General features: G+C 73.8%; 12 protein-coding genes. 9 read left to right on the top strand and 3 right to left on the bottom strand.

The genetic code is table 11. The features are described from left to right. The first annotated feature begins 18 nt into the window (after window positions 1-18). From M0638_RS08575 to M0638_RS08560, 4 genes are all read left to right on the top strand, one after another. Complete coding sequence (locus M0638_RS08575; RefSeq protein WP_248666558.1) at window positions 19-3609, top strand: glycosyl hydrolase family 28-related protein; 3591 nt, start codon at window positions 19-21, stop codon at window positions 3607-3609. Continuing rightward, window positions 3609-4409, top strand: coding sequence for a hypothetical protein (locus M0638_RS08570; protein WP_248666557.1), 801 nt, complete (start codon window positions 3609-3611; stop codon window positions 4407-4409). Before M0638_RS08575 ends, M0638_RS08570 begins: the two co-directional genes overlap by 1 nt. A gap of 70 nt (window positions 4410-4479) precedes the next feature. Then, window positions 4480-4854 (top strand): phage tail fiber protein, encoded by a 375-nt coding sequence (locus tag M0638_RS08565; RefSeq protein WP_248666556.1) that lies wholly within the window; start codon window positions 4480-4482, stop codon window positions 4852-4854. A 550-nt stretch (window positions 4855-5404) separates the two neighbouring features. Next, entirely contained in the window at window positions 5405-6946 is a 1542-nt protein-coding gene (locus M0638_RS08560) for a hypothetical protein (RefSeq protein ID WP_248666555.1), read from the top strand. 203 nt (window positions 6947-7149) lie between these two features. Here the strand turns inward: M0638_RS08560 and M0638_RS08555 are convergent, their stop codons facing one another. Both M0638_RS08555 and M0638_RS08550 read right to left on the bottom strand, forming a co-directional pair. Next, complete coding sequence (locus tag M0638_RS08555; protein ID WP_248666554.1) at window positions 7150-7806, bottom strand: flavin reductase family protein; 657 nt, start codon at window positions 7804-7806, stop codon at window positions 7150-7152. Window positions 7807-8357: 551 nt separating this feature from the next. Further along, complete coding sequence (locus tag M0638_RS08550; RefSeq protein ID WP_248666553.1) at window positions 8358-9056, bottom strand: DUF2848 domain-containing protein; 699 nt, start codon at window positions 9054-9056, stop codon at window positions 8358-8360. A 260-nt stretch (window positions 9057-9316) separates the two neighbouring features. Here M0638_RS08550 and M0638_RS08545 point away from each other — a divergent pair, with 260 nt between their 5' ends. Genes M0638_RS08545 through M0638_RS08525 form a run of 5 tightly spaced genes read left to right on the top strand, consistent with a single transcriptional unit; the run spans window position 9317 to window position 13754 of the window. Continuing rightward, complete coding sequence (locus M0638_RS08545; RefSeq protein WP_248666552.1) at window positions 9317-10189, top strand: branched-chain amino acid ABC transporter permease; 873 nt, start codon at window positions 9317-9319, stop codon at window positions 10187-10189. 1 nt (window position 10190) lies between these two features. Then, window positions 10191-11033, top strand: coding sequence for a branched-chain amino acid ABC transporter permease (locus tag M0638_RS08540; RefSeq protein ID WP_248666551.1), 843 nt, complete (start codon window positions 10191-10193; stop codon window positions 11031-11033). Continuing rightward, on the top strand, window positions 11030-11791 hold the full coding sequence (locus M0638_RS08535) for an ABC transporter ATP-binding protein (RefSeq protein WP_248666550.1): 762 nt from the start codon (window positions 11030-11032) through the stop codon (window positions 11789-11791). The genes M0638_RS08540 and M0638_RS08535 overlap by 4 nt, the downstream gene beginning before the upstream one ends. 3 nt (window positions 11792-11794) lie before the next feature. Further along, window positions 11795-12541 (top strand): ABC transporter ATP-binding protein, encoded by a 747-nt coding sequence (locus M0638_RS08530; RefSeq protein ID WP_248666549.1) that lies wholly within the window; start codon window positions 11795-11797, stop codon window positions 12539-12541. A 34-nt stretch (window positions 12542-12575) separates the two neighbouring features. Then, on the top strand, window positions 12576-13754 hold the full coding sequence (locus M0638_RS08525; protein WP_248666548.1) for an ABC transporter substrate-binding protein: 1179 nt from the start codon (window positions 12576-12578) through the stop codon (window positions 13752-13754). A gap of 41 nt (window positions 13755-13795) precedes the next feature. Here M0638_RS08525 and M0638_RS08520 read toward each other — a convergent pair whose 3' ends face one another. After that, complete coding sequence (locus tag M0638_RS08520) at window positions 13796-14341, bottom strand: MarR family winged helix-turn-helix transcriptional regulator (RefSeq protein ID WP_248666547.1); 546 nt, start codon at window positions 14339-14341, stop codon at window positions 13796-13798. Window positions 14342-14562: the final 221 nt, after the last annotated feature.

Raw genomic sequence — 14562 nt, 5'->3', positions numbered from 1 at the left:
ACGAGGATTCACCGACCCATGGCCGATGCCAAGATCACCGACCTGCCTTCGGCGAGCACGCTGAGCGACACCGACCTCGCCCCGATCGTGCAGGGCAACGGCAGCGGCGCCGAGACACGCCGCGCGACGGTGGCGCAGCTGCGCGCCGGCGTGACCGGCGAGCGCCTGGTGCACGTGCGCGACTTCGGCGCCACCGGCGACGGCGTCACGGACGACACCGCGGCCTTCGTCGCCGCGCTGGCGGCGGGCAGCCGGGTGGAGCTGACGCGCGGCCGCACCTACGTGGTGGGCGAGCTGACGATCACCGGCGGCCACACGCTGGAGGGCAACGGCGCCACGCTGCGCGCCCGCGCCGGCGCCGCCTACATCCTCAAGCTGAGCGGCCTCCGGCCGCAGCTGCACAACCTCGAGCTGGAGGACGGCACGCTGGCCCTGCCGCGCCAGACCACGCTCGCCACCGCCGCCGCGACGGGCGCCACGAGCCTCGCCGTGGCCTCGGGCAGCGGCATCCAGGCACGCATGACCGTGGCAGTGGAACTCGACAGCGGCGACTGGCACCTCGCCCTCGCCACGGCGGCCACGGGCGGCGCGGTGACGCTGGACCGCGCCCTGCCGGGCGCCGCCGCCGCCGGCCGCCGGCTGCGCGCGGTGCACGCGGCCCTCTGGCTGACCGACGCGCAGCGCTTCGTGGTCAGCCGCGTGCTGTTCACGAGCTGCTGGGGCGCCCTCGTCGCGAAGCCGGAGGCGGCGGGCGGCACCGGGCCGCGCAACGGCGAGATCAGCCACCTGCGCGGCACCGGCGCGCGGCTGTTCGGCGCCGCCGCCTATGCCGGCGCCGCCGACATCCTCTGGGCCGACCTCGGCTTCGACGGCGCCGACGCCACGAGCGGCACCGCCGTGGCCACCGGCGCCGCCGCCTTCACCCTGCCGGCCAGGGCCTTCCTCAGGAGCGAGGTCTCGGTCAGCGTCAACGGCGTGGCGCAGGATGCCAGCCGGTGGAGCTTCGCCTCGGGCGGCGCCGCCATCCAGTTCGCGAACGGCTACGTCCCGGCCAGCGGCGCCTCGGTGGCGATGAGCGTCGTGCAGCGCGGCGCGCGCGGGCTCTACTTCGACGGCACCGTCGCCGCCGCGAACGGCGCCGGCCAGCGCCTCGCCGACGTCACGGTCAGCGGCGCGGCGGTCGGCCTGCACCTGCGCGCCGCCGCCGCCGTGCTGTGCCGCGACCTGGTGGTCGCGGCGCCGAGTCTGGACGGGGTGCGCATCGAGGACGGGCTGGCCGATGCCCGCTTCAGCGGCTGCGCCGTGGCCGGCGCCGGCGGCGCGACGCTGCGCGCCTCGGGCACCTGCACGCGCGTGCTCATGGAGGGGCTGCAGACCGCGCGCGCCGCGGCGGCGGACCGGGCCGACGGGCTGCTCGGCGACAACGTCGTGCTGGCCTCCGGCACCATCGTCGCGATCGACACGGCGAGCTGGCGCGGCCCGGACTTCGTCGTCTCGGGCGGCGGCAGCGCGCCCGGCGCGCTCTCGCCGGCCGCCGCCATGCCGGCCGGCGGCACCGCCGCGCGCCCCGCATCCCCCGTCAAGGGCCAGTTCCGCTACAACACCGACACCGACCGGATGGAGGTGTTCGCCGGCGCCACCGGCGCCTGGGGCGAGCCGGCGCTGCGCGGCGGGGACACCATGACCGGGCCGCTGACCCTCGCCGGCGACCCGACCGCGGCGCTGCACGCCGCCACCAAGCAGTACGTGGACGCCAATGCCGGCGGCGGCGGCGGCTCCTTCACGCAGTCCGGCACCGGCGCGGTGACGCGCACCAGCGCGGACAAGCTGCGCGAGAGCGTCTCGGTGCTCGACTTCGGCGCCTCGGGCAACAATTCCACCGACAACGTCGCGGCCTTCGGCAAGGCGATCGCCTATCTCGCCGGGCGCGGCGGCGGCAGGCTGCTGGTGCCCGCCGGCATCTACGTCATGGCCTCGGCGCTCGCCATGCCGGCCACGAGCCGCGTGACCCTGGTGGGCGAGAGCGCCAACAGCACCGTGCTGCGCTTCACCGCCGCCGCCGGCAACGGCATCAGCTTCACCGACGACTACCATTGCGGCCTGGAGCGGCTGGCGGTGGAGGCCGGCGCCGGCCGCCAGGCGGCCGGCTTCTACGGCCAGGGCAGCACCGGCGTCGCCGTCAGGCTCACGCGGTGCAACTTCGGCACGCGCCTCGACAAGGTCTCGGTCTGCAACTTCGCCGACCTGGTGCAGCTTCTCGGCTGCTGGGACGTCCGGCTGAACGACCTGTTCATGCACTGCTTCAGCGGCACCGGGCTGCTGATCGACCGCGACCGCACCGCCGGCACCGCCGCCTACGGCGCCACCTGGAACGGCATGGGCGGCGGCACGCTGGCGCGCGACCTCTACATCTCGAACAAGGGCTTCACCGGGACGAAGACGGCGAGCACCGGGCTGCGCATCCGCGCCTCGGGCGGCGAGGACATGCGCTCGGTGCAGATCACCGAGCCCAACACCGGCGTGCTGATCGACCCGCCCGACGGCGGCGTGCAGTACCTCTACATGGAGAACGTCGCGCCCGACAGCTGCGGCGGCGACGGGTTCGTGCTCGACGCCACGCTGGGCGGCGTGATCGGCACGCTGCGCCTCGGCCAGTGCTGGTCGAGCTACAACGGGCTGGTCGGGCTGCGCTGCAAGGCGGTCAATTACGGCGACGGGCGGCCGGCCCTGCGCTCGGTGCGCTGGAGCGGCGGCTACATCGGCCAGAACGTGCAGGAGGGCGTGCGCCTGGAGGGCGGCACCGGCATCGCCATCGAGGCCGTGACCATCGCCCGCAACAGCCGCAGCACGGGCGGCGCCTACGACGGCGTCTACGCCGCGGCGGGCGTCGGCGGCTTCGCGATCCGCCGCTGCCGCATCGGCAACGACGACGGCACCACCTCGCAGCGCTACGCCTTCTACCTCGCCGCCGGCGCCGGCACCGGCATCACCCTGACCGACAACGACACCTCGGGCAACTGGACCGGCGACGCCTCGATCAACGCGACGGGCACCGTCACCTACGTCAACTTCACCGGCGTCCTGCCGAAGTACCAGCCCGCCATCGACAGCTCGGTGACGGTGAAGGGCAGCGCGGGGCAGAGCCTCACGGCCTATGCCGACACCGCCGGCGAGGTGGTGATGGAAAGCTTCGTCACCGCGACGCCCGCCACCAAGGGCGTGCTGAACCTCAACAAGTACGGCGGCATGGTGAAGCTGCCGCTGACCCTGGCGCGCCAGGGCATGTCGGAGGTGGCGGTGGCGCTGACCGACGCGGCCACCGTGGCGCTCGACAGCACCGCGGGCAACATGTTCACCCTGCTCGCCACCTCGGGCGTCGGCGCCACGCGCGCGCTCGGCCTGCCGGCCAACCTGCCCGCCGGCGCCACCGCCTGGTGCTGCCAGATCCTCTACACCCAGGACGGCACCGGCGGGCGGGCGCTGACGGGCGCCGCCGGCGTCACGCTCAAGGGCACGGTGAACACGGCGGCCAGCGGCAGGACGCTCGTCACCCTCTCGACCTTCGACGGCGGCGCCAGCGCCATCGCCGTCGCGACGAGCCTCGCCTGATGCTGCCGGGCCTGGGCTTCGTGCCCCTTCCGGCGGCGGCCACGCCATGGGCCGCCGCCCTCTTCGGCAGCAACCTGCGCGACTGGTACGCGGCCAACGACGCCGCCTCCGTCACCCTCGCCTCGGGCGCCGTCTCGGCCTGGGCCGACAAGGGGCCGGCCGGGCGCAACCTGGCGCAGGCCACCGCGGCCAGCCGGCCGACCGTCTCCGCCGGCGCCTTCCCGACCGGGCGGGACGGCATCAGGTTCGCCTCCGCCTCGGCGCAGCACCTGCTGGTCAACGACGCGGGCCTGCTGGCGGACTTCGGCGGGGTGCTGCCCTGCACCTTCGCGTGCGCGTTCATCTCCGCGTCGAGCAACGCCTCGCAGGCGGTGTGGGACCTCGGCGCCCCCGGCTCGGCCGCCGGCAACGACCGCTACGGGCTGTTCACCTTCACCTCCGCCAGCGTGTTCGCGCGCCGCGGCAACGGCGTCAACATCAACTTCCCCGTGGGCATCACCACGGGCACCCGCATGGTGGTCGTCATGCGCAGCGACGGGACGAACCTGTACGTCGACGCGAAGTACCAGCTCGGCGGCACCGGCACCGTGACGACGTGGAGCGCCAGCACACTCGCCAACAGCAGCCTCGCGAGCCTGTCGCGGCTGACGCTCGGCGGGCGCTTCAAGGATGGCGAAGCCGCCCCTTCGCTCCCCGCGGACTGCACCATCGGGGAGTACCTGACCGTCAACCGCTACAGCACCGACACCGAGACGGCGTCGCTGCGCGACAGGCTCTGGACGGACTGGTTCAACGTCTGAGCCCGCGCCCCGACGACACCAACGCCAACGCCCCAGGCGCCGCCACGCGGCCGGCAGGAGATATGCCCGCATGACTGTGCTGACCGACTACGCCCGCAGCCTCCTGGCGCGCACCCTGTGCGGCAGGGTCCCCGCGGCGCCGAGCGCGGTGTTCGCCGCCCTCGGCACCGGCGGCACCGCCGCCGCCGGCCTGACCGGGGAGCCGGTGGGCGCCGGCTATGCCCGCCAGCCCGTGGCCTTCACCGGCGACGGGGTGCAGCAGAACGGCGCGGCGCTCGTCTTCTCCTTCACCGCCGCCGCGGGCACGCTGACGCATCTCGGCCTGTTCGACGCCGCCGCCGGCGGCAACGCGCTGAGCTGGTCGGCCCTGTCGCAGCCGGTGCCGGTGCCGGCCGCGGGCAGCGTGACGATCGCCGCGGGCGGCCTCGTCGTCAGCGGCGGCTGACGCAAGGGGCGACCGACGCAGGGGACAACCGGCGCAGGGGGCGGCCGACGCGGGGGCGGCGGGGGCGCGTGGCGTTTCATGTTGCAACGCACAGAGGCAGGCTGTACCCACGGCGCCGCATGCGGTCACGCTCGAAGGCGATCCCGGCGTTCGCGGCCCCCGGCGGATCCGGCGTTCCGGCCCCGCCGGCCGGGCCCCCGCCATCGCCGCTCCCGCCCGCCCCGCGCCCGGCCCGCCTGCCGGACCGTCGGGCGGCCCCTGCCCGGCTGCCCGCCCGGTTGCCCGCACGGCTGCCCGCCCGGTTGCCCTCCAGGGCGGCGGCCGGCCGGGCGGACCCGCGGGGGACACGCGGCGCACCCGCCCTCCCGCCTCCCGGTCCGCCCTCCGCCCCCCCTGCCGGCGCGGTGCCGCGCACCGCCGGTGCGCCGCCGCGCCTCCCAATCCCCGGAATTCTGCCGTGAACCGATCCCCGCCCGCCCAGCCCACGACCCCACGGCGTGCGGCTCCACGGCATGCGGCTCCACAGCATGCGGCCCCACGGCATGCGGCCATGGGCTGGGCCGACCTCGCGCGCCGCCTGCTGCTCACCGGCGAGCAGCCGCTGGAGCTGCGCATCGGTCGCGCCGGGATCGGCTGGCTGGTCGGCCTCTACGCCGCCGCCGCGCTGGCGGCGCCGCTGCTCTATCTCGGCTGGCACCTGGAGGCCTACGCCGACGGCAGCTACTTCTCCTTCGCCCTGCTGGCCCGGCAGTCCTGGGACTACGTCTGGTCCAACTTCCCGGGGCGCCTTTCCACCTTCCTGCTCTGCGTCGAGCCGGCGGCGGCGTGGCTGGCCCTGACCGGCGACGATGCCGGCGCGCTCCGCCTCTACGGCATGCTGTTCGGCGCCATGCCGCTGCTCGGCCTGCTGGCCTCGCTGGCGGTGCTGCCCCGGCATGCGCGCGGCGAGCTGCTCTGGCCGGCGGTGAGCTTCCTGGTCTTCGGCCTGCTGACGCTGGGCTTCCCCACCGAGACCTGGCTGACCCAGAGCGCCTTCTGGCCGCTGCTGTTCGCCATCCGCCACCTGCCGGAGCATCCCGCCGGCCGCCGGGGCCACCTCGCCGCCCTGGTGCTGCTCGGGGCGGTCTACGTCTTCTCGCACGAGGCGATGGTGCTGGGGCTGCCGCTGCTGGCGCTGGCGGCGCTGCGCCTGCGGGGCGGCCCCGGCGGCCGGCGGCTTCTCGCCACCGTCGCCGCCGTCTTCGCGGCGCTGCTGCTTGCCTGGGTGGCGGTGAAGGTCGGGCTGCGCCCGCCCAACGCCGAGACCACGGAGCGGGTCGCCGCCAACCAGTTCAGCCTGCTGATGCCCAAGGCCCAGCTCACCAACCCGCTGCTGCAGAAGGCGGGCATCGTCCTCGCCCTGCTGGTGCCGGCCTGGCTGCTCTGGCCGCGCTTCCTGCAGACCTCGCGCGCGCGCCGCGCCGCCATCCTCTCGGTCGCGGCCGCGGTGCTGGCGGCGGCACTGGTCGCGGCCTGGGGCCTCTACGGCCCGCACCGCTACGCGGCCCGGGCGGTGGTCCTGTTCGCCACGCCGGCGCTCGGCCTGCTCTGCCTGCTGACCCGGCTGGACACGGGCGAGGCGCTTCCGGCCGGCGACCGGCCCCGGGTGCGGTTCGACGCCTGGCCCTACCTGCCGGTCGTCGTGCTCGCCCTGGTCCTGCACCTCGGCGAAGGGGCGAAATTCCTGCGCGAATGGGCGCGCTTCAGCGCGCTGCTGGGCGCGGTCGCCGATGGCCGGGCGCCGCTCGAAGGCCAGCCGAGCCTGGGGCTGCTGCCCGAGGGCGAGCCGCCGCCCCCGGCGGGGCCCGGCCAGGGCTTCCCCGGCCGCGACACCCCCTGGCAGCTGAGCTGGAACTGGACCCTGCCCTTCAATTCCTTCCTGGTGGCCGAGGGCTTCGCGCCGCGCCAGATCGTCCACAACCGCTACGCCCGCTACGATCCGGTGAGCTGCGACCAGCTCCGGGCGCTGGCGGTCGCCGGCACCGGCCTCGGCGAGCACGGGCTGCGTCTGCTGCGCGACTACGCCTGCGCGCATGGGCGGCCGCCCGGCTGAAGCATTCCCGGGCCGGGCGGGGACGCCCGGCGACCCGGGAAATGCGCGGGAACGCTGGCCAGGACGGCGCGCTGGCGGGCAGGAACTGGGCGGGCGGAAACGGGCGGGCGGGGATGCCCGGCGGCAGGCCGGATGCCCGCCGCGGCCCAGGGCGCCGGCGAGGCATCCGGTGGTGCCGCCCCGGAGCGGCGGCCCTGCCGCCCCTATCCCGGCCGGCGCTCCGGGATACGGCCGGCGCGGTAGTCCGCCTCCGACATGGTCGGCAGGTCGAAGCGCTCGCGCGTGCCGGCATAGCCGTGCCCGCCCATGCGGCCCACTGCGTCGATCGCGGCCGGATCGACATGCAGCCGCGCATCCACCGCGTCGGCGCGGATATGGGCGTACACCACCTCCCCCAGGATGATCTCGCGCGAGGTGCCGATCTCCAGGAAGGAATGCAGCCGGCACTCCAGCGCCGCCGGCGCCTGCGCGACATGCGGGCAGGCGACGGCCCGGCCGGGGCGCATCTCCAGCCCCGCCTCGGCCAGCTCGTCAACCCCGGCCGGGAAGGGCACGGCGGAGACGTTCATCGCCTCCACCAGCGCGTCGGAGACGATGTTGACGGTGAAGCAGCCCGTCTCGCGGATGTTGCGCCCCGTGTCCTTGGGCGTGCCGTCGGGGCGGAATTCGACGCCGAGCGCCAGGATGGCGGGATCGGCCGAGAGGCAGTTGAAGAAGCTGAACGGCGCGGCGTTGGCGCGCCCGGCCGCATCCACCGTGGTCACCCAGGCGATCGGCCGCGGCACCACCGTGCCGATCAGGATCTTGTAGCGTTCGCGCGGCGTCAGCGCGGCGAATTCGAACCCGGCGGTTCCAGTCATGCCCGGCCTTCCCGTGTCATGGCCCGCGACAGGCAAGCTGCGGGCCATCGGCCGGCCCGGAGTCGGGTCCGGATGATCGGCCCCGAGGCTGGCGGTCGCGTCGATCGGGGCCGGGACGCCGCCCCGCTGCCGTCGCGGCGGTGCAGGACAGGCGCGAGGCAGCCGGGCGGGTACCGCGCGGCCCGAGCACCGGTGGCGCTGCTCCCCTCGGCGTCGTCATGGCCGGGAATCCCCGCTCGTGATCGTCGGGCCGCCCAGCCCGCCCGGGAGCCGGGCACAGGCCCGGGCGGCTCCGTGCCGGCGGCCGTGCCCAGGTCGGGGGCATTGCCTGCGAACCCCTTGGGCAGCGCGGACCTGTCGGTGGGGCCACGCGATGCAGGCCTGAACACGGGTTCATGCCTCGCTCGGCGAACCGCGCCCCTCCGCTTCCGTCCCGTCAGCATGCGACCGGCCGATGCCGCCGGCGGATGCGTGGACCGACGCCGGCGCGCTCGCCCCGACGCTGCCGGCGGATCTCCACCGCCGCGAGCCGTCCGCCCCTCGCGCGCCCCTCAGCCCGGCAGCCAGCGCGCCTCGTAGCGGTGCGTGATGCGGCGGCCGAGCACGGGATCGTGCAGCTCCATGGCGAAGACCCGGCGCGGCCGCAGCCCGCCGATCACCGGCAGCGTGCCGCCGAACATCAGGCTGCCCGGCGCCAGCGCCTGGCCCGATCGGGAGCCCAGCCGGGCATAGGCCGCCACCGTCTCGCGCGGGTCGAGCATCGCGGCGACGCTGCCCTGCTGGTAGAGGACGCGCTCGCCGCCCTCCTCCACCCAGGAGCGGATCTCCAGCGAATCCCAGTGCGGCGCCACCTCGTCGAAGCGCCACAGCACGGGCGCCACGGGCTTCGGGCACATCTGCTTGGAGACGGGGATGGAATAGCTCTCCACCTTGCGATCCGTGTGGTCGGAGCCGAGGCCCACCCACCAGCTTCCGTCCGCCGCCACCAGCAGCACGTACTCCGCCTCGCCGCTGGACTCGTCGCCCAGGCAGTCGATCCGCGTCGCCGTGGTCGGCATCTCGACGCCGGCGCGGTAGAAGCAGGGCGTGCTCGCGGGCGGCGCGATGCCGAGTGCCGCCAGCTCGTCGATGTGCTCCTGCACCTTGTGCGGGTCGCGGCCGGTCCAGCCGGCGATCACGAGATCGACGATCCGCTCGCTCCCGCGCCGCGTGCCGCTTCCGTCCTGGAATTCGAAGGTCAGCTCGACCATGGATGGGCTCCCCTGCCAGCCGGCCGCCCTGTCGGCGGGCCGATTTAACCTAGCTGGAAAAAGTTATTTACAAAGCTATTTTCGTGTGGGAAATCGGCCTCAGGCGGCTGAGATCGCCACGGGACGGATCTGACCAGCCGCGACAGGCCCTCACAACGGGGATCGCTCATGCCGCGCGCCGCCTTGCCCGGATCGACCGCCCGCCCGGCGCGATCCGGCCCCAGCATTCCTGCCTTCCGGCCGAACGGGCCGCGCCACCCATGATCGCGCAGCAGCTCGTCAACGGCGTGATGCTGGGCGCGATCTACATGCTGGTCGCGGTCGCCTTCACCCTGGCCATCGGCATCCTCAACTTCCTCAATTTCTCCATCCCCGGCCTGTTCATGGTGGGCGGCATGGTCACCTGGGCGCTGCTGGCGCAGGGCTGGCACTGGAGCATCGCCGTCGGCGCCGCGCTGCTGGCCGCCGCCTTCGTGGCGCTGCTGGTCGAGCGCCTCTCCTACCGCCCGAGCCGCGACGCCGATCCCGAGGTGCCGCTGGCCAGCGCCCTCGGCTTCCTGATCCTGCTCGAGAACCTGTTCGTCATCCGCTACGGCTCCGACCAGCTCTCCTTCCCCGCGCTGCTGCCGGACTTCAACTGGCGCCTGGGCGGACTCGTGATCGGCGGCGCGCAGCTCGTCAGCCTCGCCGTCGCGGTGGCGCTGGTGTTGTGGCTCTCGGTGCTGCTCAGGCGCACCAATACCGGCCGGCGAATCCGCGCCGTGGCCGAGAGCCGCGAGACGGCGGTGATCCTCGGTGTCGATGTCGGCCGCCTGGTGCCGCAGGTCTTCGTCTCCTCGGCCGTGTTCACCGCCGCCGGCGGCGTGCTGTTCGCGCTGAACTACCTGCAGGTCTCGGCCACCATGGGCGAGGGCGTCGGCTTCAAGGGCGTCGCCGCCATGATCATCGGCGGGATGGGCAGCATCTGGGGCGCCATCCTGGGCGGGCTGCTGATCGGCCTCGCCGAGGTGCTGACCATCGGCTTCCTCGGCGCCGACCTCGTCGACATCGCCGTCTACGGGCTGCTGCTGGCGCTGCTGATCCTGCGGCCCGAGGGGCTGCTCGGCCGCCCCGCCGCGCGGGAGAAGCTGTGACATGACCGCCTACCAGACCGGGCTGCTGGTGATCCTGGCGCTCAACGTGCTCGGCGCCTTCGCCGTGTACCTGCCGCTCTCGGCGGGGCAGCTCAACCTCGGCATCGCCGGTTTCATGGCCGTCGGCGCCTATGCCGCCGCCTGGCTCGGCAACGAGCAGGGCTGGGGTGCCACCGCCGCCATCGCGGCCGGCGGGGGTGCCGCCGCCCTGGTGGCCTGCGCCGTTGCCGTGCCGATCCTGCGCACCCACGGCATCTACCTCGCCCTGGCCACCTTCGCGCTCGGCCAGGTGATCACGGCGGTGTTCCTGAACCTGGAGCCGGTGGGCGCCGCCGCCGGCTACCCCGTCACCGAGCACATCGGACCCGCCGCCGTGCTGCTGACCACGCTCGGCGTCGCCGCGCTGGTGCTGCTGCTTTCCTGCACGCGCTTCGCGCTCTGCCTCACCGCCATCCGCAGCGACGCGGTGGTGGCGGACCTGATGGGCATGCCGGTACGCGCGCTGAAGGTCGCGGCCTTCACCCTGGGGGCGGCCATCGCCGGCCTCTCGGGCGGGCTCTACGCGCTGCACTACAACTACGTGGAGGCGCAGCATTTCGGCGTGATGCTGAGCACCTACACCGTGCTCTACGTGCTGCTCGGCGGCACGCGCAGCGTCTGGGGGCCGATCCTCGGCGCCGCCTTCTTCACGCTGATCCCGGAGCTGCTGCGGGCCAGCGCCGGCTGGCGCTACGCGATCTTCGCCCTGCTCGTCATCCTGTTCATGGCCTGGCGCCCGGCCGGGCTGCTGACCGGCGGGCTCCGTCTTCCCTGGCGCCGCCGAGCCGCGGAGGAAACGCCATGACGCCGCTCTCCCTCTCGGTCGAGGGGCTGACCAAGAGCTTCGGCGGCCTCTCGGTGATCCGCGACCTCTCCTTCACCGTCCCCGCCGGCTCGGCCACGGCGCTGATCGGGCCGAACGGCGCGGGCAAGAGCACCGCGTTCAACCTGATCACCGGCGTCTACCGCCCCGATGCCGGCCGCATCCGGCTGGGGGGCAAGGACATCACCGGCACGCCCTCCCGCCGGCGCATCGGCCTCGGCATCGCGCGCAACTTCCAGAACATCCGCCTGATGCCGCACCTTTCCGTGCTGGAGAACCTGCTGGTCGGCCAGCACGTCCGGGCCGGCGGGCTGATCGACCTGCTCACGCCCTACCGCCTGCTGCCGAAGCATCGCTGGCGGGCCGAGGCGTTGGCGGCGCTGGCCGAGTGCGGGCTGGAACGCCACGCGGCGGAGCGGGTGCAGGGCCTGCCCTACGGCATCCGCAAGCGCATCGACGTGGTGCGCGCCACCCTCTCCCGCCCCGGCCTGCTGCTGCTGGACGAGCCCGCCGCCGGCCTCAACCCCACCGAGACCCAGGCGCTGCACCGCCATCTCGACATGCTGAGGGCCAGGGGCATGACCCTGCTGATCGTGGAGCACGACATGCACTTCGTCGGCCGCACCTGCGGCCATGTGGTGGTGCTGAACTTCGGCGAGAAGATCGCCGAGGGCAGCCTGGCCGAGGTGCAGCGCGACCCGCTCGTGCGCGAAGCCTATCTCGGCGGCATGGCGGCCTGAGCCATGGCGCTGCTCGACATCGAGAACCTCGCCGTCTCCTACGGGCCCGTCGCCGCGCTGCGCGGCGTGACGCTCGCGGTGGAGGAGGGGCGCATCACCACCATCCTCGGCGCCAACGGCGCGGGCAAGAGCACGCTGCTGCGCGCCGCGCTCGGCGCCGTCGCCCCGCGCGCCGGGACGATCCGCTTCGCCGGCGCGGACGTCACGCGCCTGCCGGTACACAAGCGGGTCGCGGCCGGCCTCTCGCTGGTGCCGGAGGGGCGGCGCATCCTCATCACCATGACGATCGAGGAGAACCTGCTCCTCGGCGCGCATCTGCGCCCCGACCAGGGCGCGGTGCGGGCCGAGATGGCGGCGATCTACGACCGCTTCCCCAACCTCGCCAGCCGCCGCCACATGGCGGCCGCCTGCCTCTCCGGCGGCGAGCAGCAGATGCTGGCGATCGGCCGCGCCATGCTGGCCAGGCCGCGCCTGCTGATGCTGGACGAGCCCTCGCTCGGCCTCTCGCCGCTCTTCGTCGAGCGGCTGTTCGGCCTGATCGCCGAGCTGAACCGGGGCGGCCTCTCCATGCTGCTGGTGGAGCAGAACACCGGCCTCGCCCTCGGCGTCGCGCACCACGCCGTGGTGCTGGAACTCGGCCGCGTCGTCATGCAGGGCGATCCCGCCGTGCTGGCGCGCGACCCGCGCCTGCAGGAAGCCTATCTCGGCGAGTCCGCCGAGCCGGCGCCGCAGCCGATCCCCGCCGCCTGACCCCCTTCGACCCCTGACGCAGGAACGACATCGCATGCGACGCAGAACCCTCCTCGGCTCCGCCGGCCTCCTGCTCGCCGCCCCCGCGATCCGGGCGCGCGCGCAAGCAGCCGGCGAGCTGGTGATCGGCTTCGCCATGGCCAAGACCGGCCCCTATGTCAGCCTCGCCAACACCAACGAGGTGGCGGTCGACCTCGCCGTCGCGGAGATCAACGCGGCAGGCGGCATCGGCGGCCGCCGCCTGCGCGTGGAGAAGTTCGACACGGGCGGGGACCCGCGCCAGGCCTCGCTCGCCGTCCAGAAGCTGGCCGAGGACAACAGGGCGCTCGCCATCATCGGCCCCTTCAGCTCCTCCGAGGTGCGCGTCTCCTTCCCCGTCGGCGAGCGGATCGGCGTCGTGCAGATGTCGATGTCCTCCTCCGCGCCGGGCCTCGCCAAGCCCTACAAATTCGCCTTCCGCAACACGCTCGACGAGGGCAAGGTGATCGGCGAGGTGCTGGCCGCGCTGGTCGGCCGCAACCTGCCGCACGCCGCCGCCGCCATCGCCTACGCCACCGACGACACCGTTTCGAAGTCGGTCGGCACCGCCGTGCTGCCGGCGCTGTTCCGCGAGCGGCAGGTCGCGGTGAAGGGCTCGGTGGACTTCCAGTACCGCGCCTTCGACCTCTCGCCGCAGGTCTCGCAGCTCGCGCAGATGCGCCCCGACATCATCGGCGTCGGCGCGCCGCCCGAGGCGATGGTGGCGCTGGCCAAGGAGCTGAAGCGCCAGGGCGTGGGCGGGCGCATGATCGCCGGCACCACCGTCGCCGACCCCGACCTGCCGCAGCGCATGGGCGAGGGCGGCAACGGCGCGCTGGTCGGCACCACCTTCTTCGAGGGGCTGAACGACCGCACCCGCGCCTTCGGCGCCCGCTTCGCCGAGGCGGCGCGCCAGGCCGGCATCGCCCGCACCCAGCCGAACGGGCAGGACGCCTCCTCCTACGACATCGTGCTGCTCTTCGCCGAGGCGATGCGGCGCGGCGGCGTCACCGGCGACCCGGCGAAGCTGGCGCAGGAGCGCACGGCGATCCGCGACCAGCTCCTGGCGCTGCGCGAATTCCCGTCGCTGGAAGGGCCGCTCTCCTTCGGCCAGGACCACGACGCGGTGAAGCCGATCTACGTGGTGGAGGCGTCGGACGGCGCCTGGAAGCTGTTCGAGACGCGCCACGGGTGAGCCGCCCCGGGATGGCCGCGCCCGGCCATCCCGCCCCGCTTCTACCGGCCGGCCGCGATCCGGTTGCTGGCGAGGAACTTGACGAGGTTGAGGGATTGCTCGCCGGTCAGCACCAGCTTCGCCATCAGCGCCCGCAGGCGCTGGAATTCGGTGCGGCTCAGCCCGTCGAACAGCGCGTCGTTCACCGGCTGCTGCAGGCTGCGCAGCTCCACCAGCAGCGCCCTGCCCTTGGCCGTGGTGCTGAGCAGCACGCGGCGCCGGTCCTCCGGATTGACCTGCTTCTCCACCAGCCCGGCGGCGACCAGCCGGTTGACCTCGATCGTCACGAAGGCGCCGCTGAGATGCAGCTTCGCCGCGACCTGGTTGATGCCGAGCCCGTCCGGCGCATCCTGGCCGTGGGCGACGGTCATCAGGATGGTGTACTGCGCGCCGGAGAGCCCGATCGCCGCGCCGAGGTTGTTGCGGATCTCCTGGATCTGCGCCGCGAAGGCCAGCGTGTCGTGCAGCATCTGGCGGAATTCGGCGTCGGAGCCGTCCACCAGCAGCTCCGGCCGCGAGACGCTCATGGACGGGCTGGAGCGCGACAAGGTTTCCCCACTCTGCCTTCTCCCCGGAGGCTTTTCCCCGAGGGACTTTCCCCAGGGGCTTTCCTCCGGGGGATTTTCCTAGGGGAGAAAGCTTATCACACGGGAATGGCGGTGCAAGCGAGGCCGCGCCGCCATGCACGATCCCTTGAACAGGACAGGAAAGTTCGGCCGCCACGGCATCGGCCACCACGGTGTCCACAGCACAAAAAAGACTTTGCAAA

The sequence above is a fragment of the Roseomonas acroporae genome (genome assembly GCF_023223525.1).
Taxonomy (GTDB): Bacteria; Pseudomonadota; Alphaproteobacteria; order Acetobacterales; family Acetobacteraceae; genus Roseomonas_E; species Roseomonas_E acroporae.
The sequence above is the reverse complement of the archived record's forward strand: the minus strand, read 5'-3'. Positions and strand labels throughout refer to the sequence as shown.